This is a genomic window from Emticicia sp. TH156 (assembly GCF_002855535.1).
Taxonomy (GTDB): Bacteria; Bacteroidota; Bacteroidia; order Cytophagales; family Spirosomataceae; genus Emticicia; species Emticicia fluvialis.
On sequence record NZ_PKRS01000003.1, the window covers coordinates 286635 to 307429 of the forward strand.

23 protein-coding genes and 1 tRNA gene are annotated in these 20795 nt (G+C 42.1%); 15 read left to right on the forward strand and 9 right to left on the reverse strand.

All coding sequences use genetic code 11. From position 1 onward, the window contains the following. Window positions 1–94: 94 nt before the first annotated feature. The 12 genes from C0V77_RS07600 (at window position 95) to ctlX (ending at window position 11479) form a co-directional block, all read left to right on the forward strand. Entirely contained in the window at window positions 95–2152 is a 2058-nt protein-coding gene (locus tag C0V77_RS07600) for a M23 family metallopeptidase (protein WP_101725744.1), read from the forward strand. After that, on the forward strand, window positions 2091–2540 hold the full coding sequence (gene bcp, locus C0V77_RS07605) for a thioredoxin-dependent thiol peroxidase (RefSeq protein WP_101725745.1): 450 nt from the start codon (window positions 2091–2093) through the stop codon (window positions 2538–2540). Before C0V77_RS07600 ends, bcp begins: the two co-directional genes overlap by 62 nt. Before the next feature lie 9 nt (window positions 2541–2549). Then, the gene (locus C0V77_RS07610; RefSeq protein WP_229236228.1) at window positions 2550–3374 is read left to right on the forward strand and encodes a DUF1295 domain-containing protein; all 825 of its coding nucleotides are present in this window, start codon (window positions 2550–2552) and stop codon (window positions 3372–3374) included. 156 nt (window positions 3375–3530) lie between these two features. Further along, window positions 3531–4403, forward strand: coding sequence for a transketolase (locus C0V77_RS07615; protein ID WP_101725747.1), 873 nt, complete (start codon window positions 3531–3533; stop codon window positions 4401–4403). Window positions 4404–4417: 14 nt separating this feature from the next. Beyond that, the gene (locus tag C0V77_RS07620) at window positions 4418–5407 is read left to right on the forward strand and encodes an AAA family ATPase (RefSeq protein ID WP_101725944.1); all 990 of its coding nucleotides are present in this window, start codon (window positions 4418–4420) and stop codon (window positions 5405–5407) included. Window positions 5408–5409: 2 nt separating this feature from the next. Further along, window positions 5410–5979, forward strand: coding sequence for a hypothetical protein (locus C0V77_RS07625; protein ID WP_143706031.1), 570 nt, complete (start codon window positions 5410–5412; stop codon window positions 5977–5979). Between the two features lie 14 nt (window positions 5980–5993). Continuing rightward, entirely contained in the window at window positions 5994–6950 is a 957-nt protein-coding gene (locus C0V77_RS07630; RefSeq protein ID WP_101725749.1) for a transketolase family protein, read from the forward strand. 108 nt (window positions 6951–7058) lie between these two features. Continuing rightward, window positions 7059–7619 carry a sigma-70 family RNA polymerase sigma factor gene (locus C0V77_RS07635; protein ID WP_390890892.1) on the forward strand — a complete coding sequence of 187 codons (561 nt, stop codon included), beginning with the start codon at window positions 7059–7061 and terminating at the stop codon, window positions 7617–7619. Window positions 7620–7717: 98 nt separating this feature from the next. Beyond that, window positions 7718–8458 carry a hypothetical protein gene (locus C0V77_RS07640; protein ID WP_101725750.1) on the forward strand — a complete coding sequence of 247 codons (741 nt, stop codon included), beginning with the start codon at window positions 7718–7720 and terminating at the stop codon, window positions 8456–8458. Window positions 8459–8501: 43 nt separating this feature from the next. Further along, complete coding sequence (locus C0V77_RS07645) at window positions 8502–8930, forward strand: hypothetical protein (protein ID WP_229236229.1); 429 nt, start codon at window positions 8502–8504, stop codon at window positions 8928–8930. Window positions 8931–9046: 116 nt separating this feature from the next. After that, window positions 9047–10288, forward strand: coding sequence for a pyridoxal phosphate-dependent aminotransferase (locus tag C0V77_RS07650; protein ID WP_101725751.1), 1242 nt, complete (start codon window positions 9047–9049; stop codon window positions 10286–10288). A gap of 258 nt (window positions 10289–10546) precedes the next feature. Beyond that, window positions 10547–11479 (forward strand): citrulline utilization hydrolase CtlX, encoded by a 933-nt coding sequence (gene ctlX, locus C0V77_RS07655; protein ID WP_101725752.1) that lies wholly within the window; start codon window positions 10547–10549, stop codon window positions 11477–11479. A 9-nt stretch (window positions 11480–11488) separates the two neighbouring features. Here the strand turns inward: ctlX and C0V77_RS07660 are convergent, their stop codons facing one another. The 6 genes from C0V77_RS07660 to C0V77_RS07685 all read right to left on the reverse strand — a co-directional run bounded on the left by C0V77_RS07660 (window position 11489) and on the right by C0V77_RS07685 (window position 15919). After that, window positions 11489–11806, reverse strand: coding sequence for a hypothetical protein (locus C0V77_RS07660; RefSeq protein WP_101725753.1), 318 nt, complete (start codon window positions 11804–11806; stop codon window positions 11489–11491). A 113-nt stretch (window positions 11807–11919) separates the two neighbouring features. Beyond that, window positions 11920–12591, reverse strand: a complete 672-nt coding sequence (gene deoC, locus C0V77_RS07665; RefSeq protein WP_101725754.1) for a deoxyribose-phosphate aldolase — start codon at window positions 12589–12591, stop codon at window positions 11920–11922. A 110-nt stretch (window positions 12592–12701) separates the two neighbouring features. Continuing rightward, the gene (locus C0V77_RS07670; RefSeq protein ID WP_101725755.1) at window positions 12702–13604 is read right to left on the reverse strand and encodes a histone deacetylase; all 903 of its coding nucleotides are present in this window, start codon (window positions 13602–13604) and stop codon (window positions 12702–12704) included. 5 nt (window positions 13605–13609) lie between these two features. Then, window positions 13610–14020 carry a DoxX family protein gene (locus C0V77_RS07675; protein WP_101725756.1) on the reverse strand — a complete coding sequence of 137 codons (411 nt, stop codon included), beginning with the start codon at window positions 14018–14020 and terminating at the stop codon, window positions 13610–13612. 6 nt (window positions 14021–14026) lie between these two features. After that, window positions 14027–14263: a DUF4834 domain-containing protein gene (locus C0V77_RS07680; protein WP_101725947.1), complete on the reverse strand. Its 237-nt coding sequence runs from the start codon at window positions 14261–14263 to the stop codon at window positions 14027–14029. A 273-nt stretch (window positions 14264–14536) separates the two neighbouring features. Then, the gene (locus C0V77_RS07685; RefSeq protein WP_101725757.1) at window positions 14537–15919 is read right to left on the reverse strand and encodes a hypothetical protein; all 1383 of its coding nucleotides are present in this window, start codon (window positions 15917–15919) and stop codon (window positions 14537–14539) included. Window positions 15920–16153: 234 nt separating this feature from the next. On the opposite strand from C0V77_RS07685, the gene C0V77_RS07690 reads away from it, so the two are divergent. The 3 genes from C0V77_RS07690 to C0V77_RS07700 all read left to right on the forward strand — a co-directional run bounded on the left by C0V77_RS07690 (window position 16154) and on the right by C0V77_RS07700 (window position 18528). Beyond that, window positions 16154–17599, forward strand: coding sequence for an ATP-binding protein (locus C0V77_RS07690; RefSeq protein WP_101725758.1), 1446 nt, complete (start codon window positions 16154–16156; stop codon window positions 17597–17599). Next, a complete protein-coding gene (locus C0V77_RS07695; RefSeq protein WP_101725759.1) occupies window positions 17583–18239 on the forward strand; it encodes a response regulator transcription factor in 657 nt (218 codons plus the stop codon). Before C0V77_RS07690 ends, C0V77_RS07695 begins: the two co-directional genes overlap by 17 nt. 215 nt (window positions 18240–18454) lie before the next feature. Then, window positions 18455–18528: transfer RNA gene (locus C0V77_RS07700), tRNA-Asn, on the forward strand. Window positions 18529–18620: 92 nt separating this feature from the next. Here the strand turns inward: C0V77_RS07700 and C0V77_RS07705 are convergent. From C0V77_RS07705 to C0V77_RS07715, 3 genes are all read right to left on the reverse strand, one after another. Then, the gene (locus C0V77_RS07705) at window positions 18621–19361 is read right to left on the reverse strand and encodes a bestrophin family protein (RefSeq protein WP_255408959.1); all 741 of its coding nucleotides are present in this window, start codon (window positions 19359–19361) and stop codon (window positions 18621–18623) included. Window positions 19362–19555: 194 nt separating this feature from the next. Further along, window positions 19556–20023: a hypothetical protein gene (locus C0V77_RS07710; protein WP_101725760.1), complete on the reverse strand. Its 468-nt coding sequence runs from the start codon at window positions 20021–20023 to the stop codon at window positions 19556–19558. Window positions 20024–20041: 18 nt separating this feature from the next. Then, entirely contained in the window at window positions 20042–20743 is a 702-nt protein-coding gene (locus C0V77_RS07715; RefSeq protein ID WP_101725761.1) for a VIT family protein, read from the reverse strand. Window positions 20744–20795 lie beyond the last annotated feature (52 nt).

Below are 20795 nucleotides of genomic sequence, written 5' to 3' on the forward strand. Positions count from 1 at the left end.
GCCAGTATTCCGGTCAGGGGAACACACCGGCAGTTCATTTGTTTATTCTTTCTATTTAAGGCCCAATGGTGCCTGAATCCACTCAAATCCTTACATGAAGATGCATCTACATTCTATCATATTAAAGAGAATTCTGAGTACTTTGTTACTGATTGTAGCTTTGGTGTCTGACACCTGCCTGAGCTATGCACAGAAAGACAACAGTAACAACCGCGATAATTACCCGAAGGGCTACTTTATGTTTCCGATTGAGCCGGGTAAACAGGCTTCGCTTTCGGGAGGATTTGCCGACCTGCGTACCAACCACTTTCATGCCGGGCTCGACATCCGCACCGGTGCTGTAGAAGGCTATAATGTTTACGCCGCCGCCGATGGCTACGTGTCGCGTGTCAGGGTCATGAAAGGTGGCTACGGCAATGTATTGTATATAACGCATCCTAATGGGTTTACTACCGTTTATGGCCACTTAAAAAATTATAATCCTGCCATAGAAGCGTATCTTCGCGGTCGTGAATACGCCCAGAAAGTATGGGAAATTGAGCTAACACCCGGGCCTAATGAGCTAAAAGTAAAAAAAGGCGAGGTAATTGGTATTTCAGGTAACACCGGGGCTTCTGGTGGGCCACACCTGCATTTTGAGATACGCGATGCACTTGAAAACGCCATCAATCCACTTTTATTCGGTTTTGCAGAGGTAGAAGATTCTCAGCCGCCGGTAATTGAAAAGGTTATTCTGAAAACACTGAACGCCTACTCACGCGTGAATGGCGAATTCGGCCGGGTTTCTATGACACCCAAAAGAACCAGTTCAGGCGATTATGTGCTGACTGCCACCGTAAAAGCCCAGGGAATCATCGGCCTGGAACTTAACACCTACGACCGCAGCCAGACATCACCTTTCAGAATGGGAATCACCGAACTGGAAGTGGAGGTAGACGGCAAAAGCACCTATAAGCTGAATCTTGAAAAAATGCCTTTTGATGTTTCAAAAGATATTAACGTGCATATTGATTATGATTTATCTCAAACCAACGGCGTGCGTGTTCAGAAATGCTATGTAGCTGATGGTAACCGGATAACGGTGTATCAAACCGATAAAAACAAGGGCAGGATTGTTATTAACGACAATCAGTTGCACAGTGTTTATGTGAAAGTTAAAGACAGCTACGGCAATACTACCGTTCTGACGTTTGCTATTCAGGGCGAAGCGCCTGTACTGCAGGAAACCCCCGAAGGAGCCTCGGAATCGGAAGAAGGCAATTTTTCTGGTAATATTTCTACCTCTATTACCGAAAACACGCTGATGGTTAGGGCAAAAAACACCACGGCACCGTTTGCGGTGCTGCAAAACAAAGGCGTACCTACCAGGCTGCCCTTATCTTACAAGGCCAATAAAGATGCCGTTTATTTACATGACCTGAACCGCGGCATTGCCGACTTCGTGCAGGTAGATAACAGTTCGGCATTCCTGGGCATCAAGAAAGAAATCCTGCCTCAGTTCGGACAGTTTTATGCCGAGCCAAACCTGAAACTCGATTTCACGAATGCGCTATATGATACGCTTTACCTGACCACTTCGGTAATGGGTACACGCCTGACAATTAACACAGAGAAAATTCCGCTGAAAGATATGCTGACGGTGCTCTGGACACCCTCGGGCATGTCGATTTCTCCTAAAACAAGCGTATATGATATTAACAACGGGCGCTCGTATCTGGGGGGTGTCTGGATAGGCAATGCAATCCAGTTTAAAACCAGGCGCCTGGGCGATTTCCAGTTGTTGGCAGACAACCAGGCACCTTCCATCAGGCCTTCGCAGATAGACTCCACCTATCTCAGCTTTGTTATATCAGATAACCTTTCAGGCATAAAATCATTCAATTGCTATGTAAATGGCCAGTGGGTGCTGATGGACTATGAATACAAAAATGGCCGGATATGGTCGATAAGGCTAAATGAAACCCAGACATTCAGTGGCAATTTAAGACTGGAAGTAACAGATAACGTGGGCAATGTAGCTTCGTATGAAACCAACATTGAAGAATACGTAAAACAGAAAAAACAACAATTACAAAAATCGAGAAAGAGACATGCACCTGCAAAAAGGAAGTCCGGCTCCGGAGCTAAGCGCAAAAAATCAAAACGGCGTTGAAGTAAGCCTGAGCCAATATATTGGTAAAAGAGTGGTTTTATATTTTTACCCGAAAGACAATACACCCACCTGCACCGCTGAGGCATGTAATTTAAGAGATAATTACCAGGCTTTACTGGCGCAGGGTTATGTGGTGTTGGGTATTAGCGCAGACAAACAGAAAACGCATCAGAATTTTATAAAAAAATATGACCTGCCATTTGACCTGCTCACCGATACAGACAATGAAATAGCTAAAGCATTTGGCGTATGGGGCGAAAAGCAACTGTATGGCAGAAAGTACATGGGGGTATTTCGTACTACTTTTATCATTGATTCCAACGGCATTATTGAAGAAATTATAGAAAAGGTAGAATCAAAAAACCACGCACAGCAGATACTTAAATAAATCAAAGAAATGATGAAACGTATTGTTTTGCTATTGGCTGCCATAATTATGGCCGTTATACTCATGCTCCAAAATTACCCTTTCTGGCAAAGTCTGGTTGCTGTTATTCCGTTTTTTACGGTTCTCTGGGTAATAAGTCTGGTTTTAAAAAACACTGCTATTGTAGATATTTTCTGGGGATTCAGTTTTATGGCTATGGCGTGGTTCTATCGGGCATACATGGGCCTTCACGACCACCGTTCAATGGTGTTCTGCATTATGGTTACTGTGTGGGGTGTAAGGCTTACGCTTTATCTGGCTTCCAGAAACATAGGAAAAGATGAAGACTACCGGTACAAAGAATGGAGGAAAGAAAAAGGCAGTAAATGGCCGCTGGTATCGTTCTTTCAGGTTTTTATGCTGCAGGGCTTTTTGCTCTGGGTTATGTCTACGCTGTTTGCACCGGCCATGTCATCTAATTTTACATCTTTAAAGCTGACCGATTATCTGGGGCTTGCCGTGTGGTCGGTTGGTTTCTTGTTTGAGTCTATCGGCGACTGGCAACTGGCCACCTTCAAAAAAAAGCCCGAAAACAAAGGCAAAGTTCTACAAACCGGCCTTTGGGGGCTTACCAGACACCCTAATTATTTTGGAGACGCCCTGCAATGGTGGGGCTATTATCTGTTTACCTGCACCACCGGGCAGTTTCTGTATGTTTTCAGCCCTTTATTGATGACCTTCCTGCTCGTGAGGGTTTCTGGTGTGGCATTGCTTGAGAAACGGCTGGCCGTAACCAAGCCCGAATATGCCAGATATATGAAACGGGTGTCATCATTCATACCTGGCGTTTTTTAGTATCAGCTATAAATACCTAAGTATTGCGCCTTGCATCTATTTAAAAACCAAGATGTATTATGTACTTTTGTAAAAATTAATACAAAAGCATTTTTTTTTAAATTTCTCAGCTATATTTGTATTAATTGTTTTTTTGACACTTAATAAATCTTTTAAATGCAGAACCAAGAATTACGAGCAATTGCGGTACAAGTACGCCGGGATATTGTTAGAATGGTGCATGCCTGCCAGTCCGGCCATCCGGGCGGTTCGCTAGGCTGCGCTGATTTATTTGTTGCGCTATATTTCCAGCAAATGAAAATCAATAACAGAAAAGGTAAAGGCGGCTATCTTTCATTTAATATGGACGGTACCGGAGAAGACCTCTTCTTTCTTTCTAACGGGCACATTTCGCCGGTGTTTTATTCCACCCTGGCCCGCAGAGGGTATTTCGACGTAAAAGAACTGGCAACTTTCCGTAAAATTGATTCAAGGCTGCAAGGGCACCCTACCACACACGAGCACCTTCCGGGTATACGTGTGGCCTCTGGTTCGTTAGGCCAGGGCTTGTCTGTAGCCATTGGCGCTGCACTGGCCAAACGCCTGAACGGCGACAAAAATCTGGTTTATTGCCTGATGGGTGACGGCGAGCAACAGGAAGGCCAGGTTTGGGAAGCAGCACAGGCCGCCCCACACCACAAGCTGGACAACCTGATTGCCGTGATAGACTTGAACGGCCAGCAGATAGACGGCCCTACTGAAAAAGTAATGAGCAACCGCGACCTGAAAGCCAAATACAAGGCTTTTGGCTGGAACGTAATAGATATTAAAGACGGTAATGATATGGATCAGGTAGTGGCGGGGCTTCGTAAAGCTAAACGCCTGACAGGCAAAGGACAACCAATCATGATTTTGCTCAAAACAGAAATGGGTGCCGGAGTAGATTACATGATGGGTAGCCACAAATGGCATGGTGTAGCACCAAATGATGAACAACTGAAAGTAGCGCTAGACCAGCTGGTAAACACCGGCACCATTGGGGATTATTGATAAATCATATTGCTTTGAAAATAAAGTCTCTGAATATTAAGAACTTCAAATCGATTGTTGATATAACCATCAACGAGCCGAATCCTTTTACCGTTTTCGTTGGCCCCAATGGAAGCGGTAAATCTAATATTTTTGAGGCTTTGGAGTTTATGAGGACATTTTCATTATTTGGAGCAACTTATGGAAACAAAAATAATCAAACAATATCATCTCAGGTAATTGATAGTTATGGTGGGAAATCTAATGTTTTTAATTTTAACAATAATGTCGAACCGATTTCGATTGAAATTATTGAAGAATTTAGAGATATCAGACTTTTGATTGATTATGATTTAATAATTAAGGAGATAAAGTCTGTTGATATAAACAACAATGTTTTCAACTCGTTTTCAAGACTATTTATTGGTCAACAGATTGACAAAGTTAAAAATAATGGAAATTTAAGGTTAAATAATTCTTGGAATTCATCGGAAAGTAATCTTGAAAAAGTTCTTAAAAGATTACTGGAAATTGAAAATATAAAGGAAGAAATAACAGAATGGCTTGAGTTATTTATCCCTGAATTCAAAAATATCGAAGTTCGCAAAAGTGAATTCAGCAGCAGTGAAGATTTATTGATTTACCAAAAGTATTATGAAAAACCTTTTGGCAAAGATTTAATATCTAATGGGACATTTTATATCCTATGCTTGCTGACTGCTGTATTGCAATCTGATGAACCCCAATTCCTTTGTATCGAAGAACCGGAAAATGGCTTAAATCCTAAAGTAGTAAAAGAGTTTGTGAATTTTTTCAGGGATGCCTGCGAACAGAAAGGCCATTATATATGGATTAATACTCATTCCCAAACTTTAGTTTCTCAATTAAAAGAAGAGGAAATGATAATTGTCGATAAGGTAAATGGTGAAACTAAGATAAAACAATTCAAAGCAGGAGCTTTTTATGGGATGCCTGCTGATGAAGCACTTTTGACCAATGCCTTGGGAGGTGGGATACCTTGGTAAAAGTGGGTTTTATTTGTGAAGGTGATGTAGAAAAAGCTTTGATTGAGTCGCCTAATTTTCAAAATCTTTTGCAAAGATTTGAAATTGAATGTGTCAAGCCAATTATTAATGCTGAGGGGAATGGCAATTTATTGCCGCATAATATTCAAAGACATAGAGACAACTTAAAAGACAACAATGCGGAAATTGTACTAATTATAACTGATTTGGACAATTCTACAAGTATCACCTCAGTTAAAAATCGAATATCACCTTTAGTAGACGAAATTTTAATAGTTTCAGTTAAGCAAGTAGAGGCTTGGTTCTTAGCAGATTCCATAACAATGAGTATTATTTGCGAACCAGAGTATTTTTTCGAATTCCCTGAGAACGAAGTAAATCCTTTTGAAACAATTAGAAGAGAATTGTTAAGAATAACCGGTAGGGGATATGGAAGATATGCAAAACTTAAATTTGCAGATAATTTCATTCGAAATGGTTTCTCAATAGAAAACGCTGCTAACCATCCCAATTGCCCGAGTGCAAAGTATTTTATTAATAAGTTACAATCATTAAGTAGAACTCATAGTTAAAGAATAACATCGTTATGACAAAATACACTTTTACCGAGAAAAAAGACACACGTTCGGGCTTTGGTGCCGGGATGACCGAGTTAGGCCGAACCAACCCAAATGTAGTAACGCTTTGTGCCGACCTGGTTGGCTCTCTGAAAATAGATACTTTCATTAAAGAAAACCCTGAGCGTTTCATTCAGTGTGGTATTGCCGAAGCCAACATGATAGGCGTAGCCGCAGGGCTTACTATTGGCGGCAAAATACCTTTTGCTACAACTTTTGCCAACTTTGGCTCAAGCAGGGTATATGACCAGATTCGCCAGTCGGTTGCTTATTCAGATAAAAACGTAAAAATTGCGGTGTCGCACGCGGGTCTTACCTTGGGTGAAGACGGCGCCACGCACCAGATTCTGGAAGACCTGGCCATGATGCGTTCATTGCCAAACATGACCGTACTAAACCCTTGCGATTTTAACCAGACCAAAGCTGCTACCATAGCTGCCGCTAACTGGAAGGGTCCGGTTTATTTGAGATTCGGCCGTCCGGTTGTGCCTGTTTTCACAGCACCCGACCAGGTTTTTGAAATTGGTAAAGCATGGATGGTAAGTGAGGGGAAAGATGTAACCATAGTTGCTACCGGCCACCTGGTTTGGGAAGCCATTCAGGCAGCAGAGCAACTGGAAGCACAGGGTATCAGCGCCGAAATCCTCAACATACATACCATTAAACCTTTAGACGAAAAAGCTATCTTAAAGAGTGTGCGCAAAACCAGATGTGTGGTTACCTGCGAAGAACACCAGGCTAACGGCGGTTTAGGTGATGCCGTTGCTCAAACACTGGTTAGAAACTTCCTGGCTCCGCAAGAATACGTGGCCGTTAATAACTCGTTCGGTGAATCAGGCACGCCAGCTCAGTTGATGGAAAAATATGGTCTTTCTGCTAAAAACATTATAGAGAAAGCATTAAAAGTAATTCAGCGAAAACAATAAAACCACCAGGTTGTTTGTTAGAATAGGAAGTTAAACCCACCGCAACCCGTATAACATGGGTAGTGGTGGGTTTGCTGAAAATAACAAATAAACCAATAATCCGTAAAAATGCAGATTTCCGATCAAGAGTTAGTCGGTTTAATACAAGATCCGGAGCAGCGTAATCATGCGTTTGAAATGCTGATAAAAAAATATCAGCAAAAAATTTACTGGCATATCCGTAAAATGGTGATTGACCACGACGACGCCGACGATGTGCTTCAGGAAACCTTCATTAAAATCTGGCAGGGCTTGCTGAATTTCAGAGGCGACGCCCAACTCTACACCTGGATATACAGGATAGCCACCAACGAATCATTAAACTTCTTACAGAAAAAACGCAGACAGAATCATGTGCCGCTTGAAAACGAAGACAGCACTGACCTGCTGAACACGCTTGAAAGCGCGGTGTCGCAAGATTATATCTCGGGCGATGAAATTCAATTAAAACTTCAAAAAGCCCTGCTTCAATTGCCCGACAAGCAAAGGCTGGTGTTTAATATGAAATATTACGACGACCTGAAGTATGAAGATATTGCCGAAATAACAGGCACATCTGTAGGGGCTTTGAAGGCGTCATATCACCTGGCAGTAAAAAAAATTGAAGAATTTTTAAATAAAGAATCCTGATTATTTAAACCTTTTAAAAATTGACTTGTCAAAAACACAATTCTAAAATCTTAAAAGGTTATAAATAACAATTGAACTCACCGACTTATGAAAATGTGATGAAAAATTCTATCAAAATAGCAGACATACCCAAAACCAATGTTTTTAAAGTACCAGAAGGATACTTTAACGCTTTGCCTGGGGTTATTTGGCATAGGGTGAGCATTGAAGAAGAAGAAGAGCCGGCTGTAAGTTTTGCTAAAGGGCATCAGATGACCGTACCCGCCAACTATTTTGATACGCTTTCGTCAAGAATCATGGGTCGCATTACCCATCTCGAAACACAGGCTATTCAATTGGAAAACCTGCCGAAAGTAAACATATTTAAAGTACCTGATGGCTATTTTGAAAATGCAGCCGGAACAATACCCGCCGATGCGCGACTGCAAAGCATTGAGAAGAAGAATATTTTTGAAGTACCAGCCAATTACTTTGATGCGCTTCCGGCACGCATTATGCGCCAGACAGCTAAAGAAACTAAAACCATACAGGTAAACTGGTGGCAAAAAAGCCGTACGGTCTGGACAGCCGCCGCCAGCCTGGTGCTAATGGTTGGCTTGGGGTTTGCGGTGCCTCAGTTTTCAGAGTCAGAATCTGAAGCGGCTTTTAACAAACTAAGCAAAGAAGACATTAACAATTATCTGGCTTCGCAAGACCTGAGCTATCTGGAATACGAAGTGGCGTCATCTACCGAAAAGGCTTTGCCTAAAGAAATTGAAACCGGAATTATTGATAATCTCGGAGTTAACAAAGCTGACATCCGCGAGCATCTTGAAAGTCAGGACATCGAAGATATCTGATAGTTATTTGCCCTCTGCCATTCCTAATGAACAAACAAACTTTATGAAACATATCCTTATAATTATTCTGGCATTACCTATGCTTTCTTTTTCGCAAAACCGTCATGGCGTGGTCGGCGACAGGTTTGAGAAAATCCAAAGTGCCAAAATAGGATTAATTACAGAAAAACTCAATCTTACTACAGAGCAGGCTCCTCAGTTCTGGTCGGTCTATAACGAATACCAGAGCAAGAAGTTTGAGCTACGCCGAAGCATTAAAAAAACGCTTGATGAGGCCAATTCACTGACCGCCTCCGACGATAAAATTACCGCTTCTCAAAGACAGGCAATTGCCTATAAAAAGAAAGAAATAGAGCTGGAAGAAGAATACATGGGTAAATTATTAAAAACCATTACTCCCAAGCAATATGCTGAGCTGAAACGTACCGAGCAGAATTTCAATAAAAAATTATTGGAAAAACTTCACGAATAAGCAATGAAAAACAAAAAAAGGTCGGTGAGCGCATACTCACCGACCTTTTTTATTACAATTAACTTCCATACGCACAAATTTTCTATATTTTTGTGTAGTATTTATCGCCCGTAAGTATGTCGCAACAAATCAATAAAAGTAACCGTCTTAATAACCTGAGTTATGCCATCCGTGGCCCTGTGTTTGATAAAGCACAGCAACTGGAAGCCATGGGGCAAAAAATCATTAATCTGAACATCGGTAACCCGGCGCCTTTCGGCTTTGATGTACCCGACGAAATTGTGCACGATATGATTATGAATATCCGCAATGCACAGGGGTATTCGCATCATCTGGGTATATTTCCGGCACGTAAGGCCATTATGCACTACACCCAGCAGATTGGCATACATGGTGTAACCATTGACGATATCTTTATTGGCAACGGCGTTAGTGAGCTGATTGTAATGACCATGCAGGCATTGCTAAACGAGGGAGACGAAATCCTTATCCCATCGCCTGATTATCCGTTGTGGACCACCTCGGTGGCGCTGTCAGGTGGCAAGCCGGTGCATTATGTTTGTGACGAAGAGTCTGACTGGAACCCGGATCTGGAAGATATGAGGCGTAAAATAACCCGCAAAACCAAAGGTATTGTTATTATAAACCCGAACAACCCTACTGGTGCCGTATATAGCCGCGAAGTGCTGGAAGGCATTGTAAAACTGGCTGCTGAGCATAACCTGATTATCTTCTCAGACGAGATTTATGATAAAATACTCTACGACGGCAACAGGCATATACCAATTGCTACCCTGACCGACGACGTATTTATTATGACCTACGGAGGCTTGTCTAAAAACTATCGTGCGGCGGGTTTCCGTGGTGGCTGGGTAATACTGAGCGGTGCTGTACAAAAGGCAAAATCTTTTGTAGAGGGCTTTAATCTGCTGGCCAGTATGCGTTTGTGCGCCAATGTGCCTACACAATATGCCATACAAACTGCACTGGGTGGTTACCAGAGTATCAACGACCTCGTTGCGCCTGAAGGCCGCCTGTGTAAACAACGCGATTTGATTCATTACCGCATTACTGATATTCCGGGCATAACTTGTGTAAAGCCCAAAGGGGCTTTGTATCTGTTCCCGAAAATTGACCTGAAGAAATTTACGCTGAAAGACGACGAACAGTTTGTTTTCGACCTGCTGTCAGAACAAAAAGTGCTGGTGGTGTCTGGTACCGGATTCAATTATAGCAAAGGCGACCACTTCCGGATTGTGTTTCTGCCCTCTGCAGAAGAACTGGAAACAGCCTCAAACCGAATCAGACTTTTTCTGGAAGGCCACCGCGTAAAACTGGAAGAACTGGAACTGGCGTGAAAGCCTATTGAGTGATTTAGTGAATGAGTGATTGCCGCTGCGGTGATGGTAATCGCGAATAATGAATTAGCGAGTGGTGAATGATTATGAACTTTATCCTAAGCTTGCACCATTTGAATTGATTCAATATTTGTGCCGAAGGGCAAAAGAAATTCTGATGCACGTAATTGGTCGTTATGCTTCACTATTCACTAATTCGCAATTCACCATTTGTAATTAATTAATCACTCATTCACTAAATCACTCAATAAACTTACTATGCAAGCTCAAGCAACTTCAAACATATTGATGATTCGCCCTGTCAACTTTGCTTTTAATCTGCAAACTGCCGAAAGTAATGCTTTTCAGGATACCGACGCACAGGCGTTAGATTTGGCTTTAACACAAGAAAACGCACTGAAAGAATTTGATGCAATGGTAAGCCGTTTGCGTGCCATTGGCGTGAATGTGATTGTATATGAAGATACTCCCACGCCTTATACCCCCGATAGTATTTTCCCTAATAACTGGGTGTCGTTTCACCATAGCGGTAAGGTGTGCCTGTACCCCATGCAGGCCGAAAACCGTCGTCTGGAACGACGAACTGATATTATTGATGATTTGAGTGCCAAATACCATGTTGAGACAATTATAGACCTGACCAACTTTGAGCAGGAGGGTAAGTTTCTGGAAGGTACCGGCAGCCTGGTACTAGACCGCATGCACCGCATTGCTTATGCCTGTATTTCACCGCGTACCAACGAAGAGGTTTTGGCAGCCTGGGAAAAACAAATGAATGGCTACAAGATTGTGAAGTTTGGTGCTGTAGATGCGAACGATAAAGAGATTTACCACACCAATGTAATGATGTGCATCGGCGATAGCTTTGCCGTGATTTGCCTGCAAGCCATTAAAGACCTTGACGAACGGCTGATGGTAAAAGAAAGTCTGGAAAGCACAGGCAAAAATGTAATTGAGATTACCCTTGAGCAGATGAATGCCTTTGCTGGCAATATGTTGTTTGTGCTAAATCAGAAAGAGCATCGTTTTCTGGTAATGTCTACCAAAGCCTGCGAGTCCCTTACACAAGCGCAAAAATACCAATTAAGTGAATACGCCGATATACTGGACTTTGACTTAAATATCATTGAAACCTGCGGTGGAGGCTCGGCCCGTTGCATGATGGCAGAAGTACATTTGCCGGAGAGGTGAAAGTAATCTTTACTTACTTTTGCTGTATTGGTATTTCAGATACACCCCTTGCGCCAAAGCCACCACAAAGATAATGCTTGCGAATATCCATCTAATAGGCTTTAACTGCTCATAAAATATAGCATATAATGCAGTAAAAATGACTACTGCAATGGCATAGAGAATCAATCTATTAGCCTTGCCTCTTTTATATTCTTTAAACGCCTGCGTAACAATCAGCACTGCATCTGTATCAGCATGCTCCATTTTTAATTCGGCTTTTACTTCGTTATAAGTAGCGCCACGCTTAAACTTTTTAATCTGGGCTTTAATTTCCTGTTCGAACATATAGCAATCAGATAAATTCAGCACTATTTGCTTTCACTAAAATACTAGATTTCTGAAATTGATGATGCAAGAAGGCTAAAAATTTATTTTCCGGTTCCACAAACATTCATTCTTCAATACCCTCCCATTCCCTCTAATCCCTTCAGAATAGCAACGCCTGATGATGTTCCTAATCTAGCCGCTCCGGCTTCTATAAAGGCCACGGCTTGTGCATAAGTTTGTATACCGCCTGATGCCTTTATTTTTACATTTTCAGGCAGTAGTTGTCTCATGATTTTCACCTGCTCCAAATCTGCGCCTTTGGGGGCAAACCCTGTGGAGGTCTTTACGAAATCAGCCCCGGCTTCTTCACAAATCTCACAAGCAATACTCAAATCAAAATTGTCCAGATAAGCTGTTTCTATAATCACTTTCAACACAGCGTTGCGACTATGGGCCAGCTCTGCCAATGCCTTAATCTCTTCTTTTACCGTGATATAGGCCATCGACTTAAAGGCATTGATGTTCATGACCATATCCAGTTCGTCGGCTCCGTCAGCCAGCGCTTTTTCTGCTTCAGCCAACTTGGTGGCTGTTGCGTTATAACCCAGTGGGAAACCAATTACCGTGCAAACTTTAGCCTCACTGTAAACCAAAATATCTTTTACAAAAGACACATAATGCGGAGGCACGCAGGCAGCATAAAACCGGTGCTGATAAATTTCTTCACACAACTTCCTGAAATCCATTTCGGTAGCTGTAGGTTTCAATAAGGTATTGTCTATGTACTGGGCAAGGTTTAGCATGGTGGTAGACGTAGCCCGGACTGGTAGTCCGGGATTTTAAAATAACGCAACTTATTTTGGGCAAATGTACAGAAAAAGCCAAAGCCCCATTGGCTCTGGCAAAAATTCTATTAGAAAAACAGCTTCTCAGCCAGCCTGAAAGTATTGCAGTGTGCTTCTACTATATCTGCAATGCGTGGTGAATATCCTCCTCCCATAGAAACCACAATCGGGATTTTGTGTTTCCATGCCTGCTCAAAAACAAAGGCATCACGGCGGGCGCATCCTTCCATTGATACCCTTAGCTTACCGAGCTTGTCAGAAGCCAGTATATCTACACCGGAAATGTAAAAGATAAATTGTGGTTTTACTTCATCTATCAATCGGGGTAGGGTATCGAAAAGAAGATTCAGGTAATGGGTGTCTTCGCAGTAGGTGGGCAATTCAATATCAAGGTCTGAACGCTCTTTTTTAAGCGGATAATTCTCTTTACCGTGCATAGAGAAAGTGAATACCCGTGGTTCATTCTCAAAAATAACAGCCGTTCCGTTGCCCTGATGCACATCGAGGTCTACCACCAGAATCTGCTTCGCCAGTTGCCGGGCAAGTAGATAATTTGAAGCCACAGCCACATCGTTCAGCAGGCAAAAACCCTCTCCCCTGTCGGCGTACGCATGGTGCGTACCTCCGGCAATGTTCATTGAAACTCCATATTCAAACGCATACTGACAGCAATCAATGGTTCCCTGAGTAATTATCAGTTCACGCTGAACGAGCCTTTCAGTAACCGGAAAACCAATGCGGCGTTCCATGCGCGCATCAATCCTGAGGTTAAGCAGGTCATCAAAATACTGTCTGTTATGGACGCCCAGCACCCATTCAGGGTCAACAGAAGCAGGAGAAAAGAAATTTTCAGACGTGCAGGTTCCTTCATACAGCAACTGCTCGTGTATCAGCTCATATTTCATCATCGGAAAACGATGGCCTTCCGGTAGCGGGTGTGTATAAATAGAATCGTAGGCGATTTTAAGCACAGCTATTATCTGAACAAACGGGAGTCAACTGAATATCTGCCGGGGCCAGTCAATAAAATTACCAGAAACCCAACCAGAAACAAAATACCATGTTCTTTATCGCCGATGGGGTCTGGGCCGTGAACCACAAACGCAATAACTGCCATACAAACTACCAGAATAACTGCGGCCGGTCGCGTAAGCAAGCCGAAAATAATAAGTATAGAACAGAAAAACTCGGCGAATATAGTAAGCACCTGCGACACAACCGGAGAAACATGCAGAGGATCAGGGAAGTCGTGGTCGCCATTAATGAAACTCTGTAATTTACCATAACCATGCGTAAGCAGAAAACCGGCAAATACAACTCTTAATAATAGGATAGCAAAACTAACCTGGCGGTTCAGGTCTAAAGGGGTAACAAAATTTCTAAGCATATTCAACTATTTAATTTCTTCATAATCTACATACTGGCCACCTTCGTAGCCACCCTTTTTAGCGGCTGGCGGCGTTTGCTTTACTTTTACGTCCCCTTCTTTTCCGCGTTGTTTCTCCATAATATCATTGTAGCGTTTTTGCTCCTTGGCAATTTGTTTGCCCACCAGTAGTTCAAAAAGAAAGTTTCTGAATACTGGTACAAAAACTATCAGAAGAATAAAAATCAGAATGTATTTAAACATGACCTTGGTTTCCGGACAGGAAATTTTAATAATTAAACTGAATACAATACAAATGTAATTTGTTTTTACAGATGTGGTACAATCACCCACCAAAATTAATTCCGATTTAAGACCCCGGCAAACTACTAGCCACACCGACATGTACTGCTGCCATTTAATAACGTAAAACAAGCAACATTTGTTACCTGTTATTTTTCAATTTGCCTATTGCCCGCAGGCAGTATGCTTATTAAAGTTTAAATGCAACAAGACAGGTCTTCAATTAACTGATAATCAGCGAAATGCAACTCTCCATACTTTCCCTGTAAGGTCGGTAATAAACAATTCATTTCCTACTTTTTCTGCGTCTGTCAGCTTAAAAAAACCGCTTACCAGCCGGGTGGTCTTTACCTGGTAATTATTGTCTGCGGTGTTAAAAATTAATTGTAACCAACACAAATCGCCGCCTCTGTCCTGTTCTGGGCTATATCCACCAATTGCCTCCTCGGGTGAATACGCCAATACAAAACCGGCACCCTTAAAAGGCGCTTTAAAAGAGCTATCAACATCAAAAACCAAACCCACCGGAGACCGATGACCCGTAAAAGTAGTGATTGATGCACACTGGTACATTTTTCCGCTGGTCGGGTCCCGTAGCCAGTTAGCATCCGGGCCCAGATTTTTTACAGGCTCTGTAAAAAAAACATTACCGGGTCTTTGCGGATACGCCGCGTCATTATAAAAAATATTTCTTTTTAGCGCATCTGCGGGTATCAGCTTATCTTTTTCAGGCCTGAAACCAGCAAACTGCATTGGGGTATCATTTCCACCCATCCTCCACGGAAACCCATAATGATGATGGTGCCGAAGCCAGTTCAGTTCTTCGGGGTCATCTCTATCGCCAGAGTTCTCTACCCCAAACAAATGCCCGTTACCAGCAAAGGCCATGTCGAATTCATTTCTTACGCCGCTGGCAAAAACATACCCACTGGCATATAAGGCCTCGTCATTATTGGGTAGATATACATTAACAGCATTGACCGGGATTCTGAAAATCTTGGCAGTAAGAGGCACCTCCCTCAGTCCGGTATATATGCCTGCGTCTTTTATTTCTCCGTGGTCGGTTCTTGAGCCGCTGGCAATATACAATGAGTCTTTAGCTGGTGACAAACACACCCCGGCAAAGGCGTGGTCATACAAAGTACCGGAAGACGGGTAAGCCTCTGTTACCAGCATGGTAATCCAATCTTTTGAGCCATCCGGCCTGATGGTACATTTTTCTACCAGGCCATAACCCACCGAGCTTTCTGAATCGTTATTATTGCCTACCAGAATTAATGTATTTTCAAAAAACACCATTCCCTGAAGGTAATTAATCTTGTGTTCGTCTGTATTAATAAAGACCGTTTCGTCGCCTGCTGTACCATTAATAATCGGAATCCTGAACACGTTGCCGTCTGTGTTGCAGGTATATAAAACGGCATTGAGGCTATCGTACACAATACGAACAGGTAAATGACTGAGCGATTTAAACAAACGCACGCTGATGTTTTCAGCAAATGCCTTTGCTACTAAAGGCTTGCTGTGTATACTGTCTTTTACCTCTGCCGGCTGTATCTGCGCCCTGGTTGGGCCTTGCACAGTAATCAGCACTATCAAAAAAAATTGTCTTAACATTTTTATCAGTTCAAAGTCGGCATTAATAGATTTTAATATAACGCTAACTACAACTGGTGTGTTTCGACTTAATTTATTATTAATCACGTGCCATTCCAATCCATTTCTATTAAGAAGTTTAACTTTTTTGCAAATAATAGATAAAAACTAAACTCAATTTGTGAATTAACATCTGAAAAAACTTTTTTTTGCATTAGTTTTATGGTGAATCTCAAAAAGTAATAAATTTTTAAAATGTCTACACTGGAGCGACAGGTAACAAAGCGTCTGACAAAATTTTACATACTTGCTCTGACAGCCGTAGCCGTTCTTTCAATTACAGGGCAAATGCTGATTCAGCATTCATTAAAAGAAACCCTTGACGACGCCCACGTAGTAAACATTGCAGGACGCCAGCGAATGCTCAGCCAGCGTTTATCTAAAATGGCCATTCTGCTTACCAATACCGACCGTTTTTCGGACGAAGCCCATTACTACGAAAAAGACTTTGCTGAAACCCTGAAGCTCTGGACCAAATGCCACGAAGGCTTTATGAAAGGCAGCGTGCAGTTTTCGCAGGAAGTAGCCGTAAAAAACTCAGCACATACCGTGGCCATGTTGCAGGAACTTGACCCGGTTTTTAGGTTGATAAAAAACAGAATGGAACTGATTGGAAATGAAAAAACGGTTAATAAGCGCAAAATACTGGATGAGGTACTTCTGAACGAACGACTGTACCTGAACCAGATGGATAAAATTGTGTTTCAATATGACCAGGAGGCAGAAGCAAGAGTAAAACGGGTGCAAAATATTGAATTACTGCTTTTTGTTGTAACAATCAGCATACTGGTTTTAGAAGGCCTGCTTATTTTCAGACCCCTTACACATTACATAAAACAGGTTATAAAGAAACTTCTTGATTCAGAAGAAGCCCTGCAACAAAAAAACCTTGAGCTGAGTCTGGCCAATCAGAAACTACTGGAAGCACAAGAGAATATTGTAAAGATAACGGCCGAAAAATATGAACTGATACGAAAAGAAGACAACGTGCGCTCTGGCGCGCTGCTGGAAGGACAGGAAGAAGAACGCCGGAGGCTATCGAGAGAGCTGCACGACGGCATCGGGCAAATGTTAACCGGCCTGAAACTGAATAGCGAAAGGCTGAAAGATGTATTACCCATAAACGAAAAACAGAAGCGTTTACTTGAAGAGCATAATAAATTGATAGACGAAACCATTGGCGCAACCCGCGAGGTGTCGTTCAATCTTATGCCGCCCATACTGACTGATTTCGGATTGGGTGCTGCTATCAGGCTACTGGCTGAAAATACCACAAGGAATACCGGAATAAAACTGACCTTTGAAAGTAATCTTGACACGCTTAGGCTCAGCAGTAATTTAGAAGTAAATCTGTACAGAATAGTACAGGAGGCGCTCAATAATCTGATGAGGCATGCCAGAGCCACCGAAGTATTCATATCGCTCAACAAAACCAAGACCGAAATTGAGCTGTTAATTACGGATAACGGAATTGGATTTGACCCAAAAAGTATAAAAAATGAATCTGCCATTAACAATGGGCTGTCTAATATGCAAACACGCGCACATTTGTCGGGCGGACAGCTAAAAATCCATTCAATACCAACCAAAGGAACCCAAATAATAGTAAAAATACCCAAACAATATGCTAAACAAAATTAAACTGTTGGTTGTTGATGACCACGCGATTGTACGCAGGGGCATTATCAATTTGCTGGAAGAAGAAGAAAACATTGAAATTGCAGGAGAAGCCTCTGACGGCACCGAAGCCCTGGAGGGAATAAAAGAACTAAAGCCAGATGTAGTACTTCTTGATTTGTCGATGCCCAAAATGACAGGCCTGGAAGTGACCCGGATTATATCGCAGAAATACCCCACAGTAAAGCCACTTGTTTTTTCTATGCATAATAATCAGGAGTACATGGTATCCGCAGTTGAAAACGGCGCAATGGGTTATTTGCTGAAAGACACCAGCAAGGAAGAAATCTTAAAAGCCATTAGTACAGTAGCAGGTGGGCAAAAGTACTTCCCCCCTACTGTATCGGCCATGATTATCGACGGACTGATGAACGAGCGAAGAAACAGTGCATCAGCCATAAGGAAAGAGGCATCAGCCATAGTAGATTCGTTGTCGAAACAGGAAAAAGTAATTCTTAGCTATATAGTAGAAGGGTTGAGCAGCCAGGAAATATCAGAAAAACTGAACCTGAGCGTAAGAACGGTCTCTAACCACCGGGCAAATATTTTGCGTAAAACCCACGTTAGAAACACCGCAGAGCTGGTTCGGCTGGCTGTAGAATAGCAGCAACGCCGCCGAAGCCCTTATTTGACGTAGAAAACACAAAAAGGCGGCAAAACTTATCAACACCCTAAAACATTGACCATAAGAAGTTTCAGTCTATAAAAAACCTATTGTTCAGTAATAATTTAAAATATTTTTCAGATTTTATTTGACACATATACCTGAAACGCCTAATTTTGCACCACGATTTCAGAAAAAGGAATTGCGGCAAAGATTCCCGAATAGCTCAGTCGGTTAGAGCATCTGACTGTTAATCAGAGGGTCGCTGGTTCGAGCCCAGCTTCGGGAGCACTGATAATCAAGCACTTACGAGTTAATTCTTGTAGGTGCTTTTTTTATTTGCACAAAATTTGGAAAGATATTCTTATTAAACCGGGGTAATCATGGCTTTATTTTATTTCTTATCTCGTTGCAATTTTGTTCAATTGTTTGGCAGATTTCGTTAATTGTTACAGACGTTTTATTTTCAGAGAAGGGTTCTCCAAACAAGTTGGCCAGTTTATTGATAGTCAGAAAAGCTGAACTGATAATAACCATAATCGGAATAGCCAGCAACTCAAATCCACTGTTTTCTCCACCCAGGTCAATGTCACCTATAAATACCGGAATCAGTACCACATAAAAACTGACAATAATCCTTGTAAAAGCACTGTATATCATTAAGAATGGCGTATTCCTGATTCTCTCAGCTTTCCCCTGAATCTTATAAAACCGGTTAATGTGCTGCATTAAATCACCTTTTTCTACGTTTGCTTTTTCAGAGAAACCGGCTTCAATACTTACTGCCAGTGCAACCAGTATTTCATTTGAAATTTTATTTCCTGTGTCAACCTTCAACTCATCCAGTATTTGTTTCGATTCAGCGCTAAAGACTGACTTGAAGTTATGATGCATTTCATTCTTTAACTGCCGGATATATAAAACCGCCATGTCAATCAATTTCGCTGCCTGAAGCGTATGTCCATGCCCGGCGTTTTCGCGCAGATTCTCAGGATTCCCAAAATAAACGTATATTTTTGTAACAAAACCTCGGGTGTTGTTGGTCAACTCACCAAAAATCTTCCTCGCTTCCCACCACCTGTCATAGGCAGAATTCATTCTGAATCCCAGGAAAAACGCCACGGCCAATCAGAATACAGAACCGATTTGCCCCGAAACTTTGTAAATATGGTCTCTAAAATACTCTTCAATAACAAGCACCAAAATTGCATACGCCGTTGTAAGCACAATAAATGGCGAAGCGATTTTCAACAATTGAAGTAGGCCTTCCTTTTCAGTTTTTATCATTTTACCTGCCCGGCTTGTTTACTTTTCTGTTATTTATCGCCAGCAGGTGGAAGGTAACCTTTTCTTATTTCAGAATGACGTATTTCTCCGCCTGTTGTTCCGGTTTGTCTGCCAAAGTATAATACTATAAATGCCAGCACCAAAGCGCCGTTTGACACCATTGAAGCAAAGCTTTTACCCTTAAAGCTAGCCCATAGACCCAAAGCCGAAACACCACCCAAAACATAGGCAAGCAGGGCAAAGGATTCTGCTATTTCCTCATGATTTTTAATGTCATTTTCTGTCACCCCGCTAATTTTCTCTGCCACTTCTTCTGCGCCTTCCCCGGTTGCCATTGCCGCCATGGCAGCAAATGCGCCCAGAACAAAAATCATCAGACCTGTACGTTTAACAGCCTCAGATTTAGAAATAATGCCCGTTATCAATACTGTTACACCAACAATAGGGAAAACTATTGGTAAATGATTGAATACTAAATGCCAGTGTGCTCCGTTCATTATACAAATGTTTAAGTGTTACACGTTAACGCCAAAAAGATATCCAACAAAAGCAGAGAGTACCATAGCAATGGTACCCCACACCGTAATGCGCAAAATAGCTTTGGCAATACCAGACCCGCCTGTTTTTGCGGCGGTTGCCCCAAGCAAAACCAGAAAAACAATAGTAAATCCGTATAGCCAGTATTCCATGCCTTTTACAGGCGCAAATAGTATAACCAGCAATGGTAATAAGCCACCAACACAAAAAGAAGCGCCAGAAGCCAGTGCAGCCTGTATAGGGTTAGCCTGACTGATTTCGTTAATGCCTAACTCGTCTCTCATGTGTGTACCTAAAGCATCTTTTTCGGTTAGTTCAATGGCAACCTGCATGGCTGTTTCTTTTTTCAGGCCTCGTCTTTCATAAATCTGAGCCAGAATTTTCAATTCCTCTTCTGGCATTTCGGCCAGTTCCTGCTTCTCTCTTTCTATATCGGCTTTTTCTGTATCTGTCTGAGAACTAACCGATACATACTCGCCTGCTGCCATAGACAATGCACCGGCAACTAACCCGGCAACAGTAGCCAATACGATGGGTTCTCTGGTTATACTTGCGGCTGAAACGCCAATAGCAAGGCTCGAAATAGATATAATACCATCATTAGCACCCAAAACCGCAGCTCTTAACCAGTTGCTACGGTGTATGTAATGGCTGTCTAAGTAATTGTCAATGGTAACCATGATTGTCTTAAATTAAAGCGCCAGAGCAATAAACACCCTAATGAATAAAGAA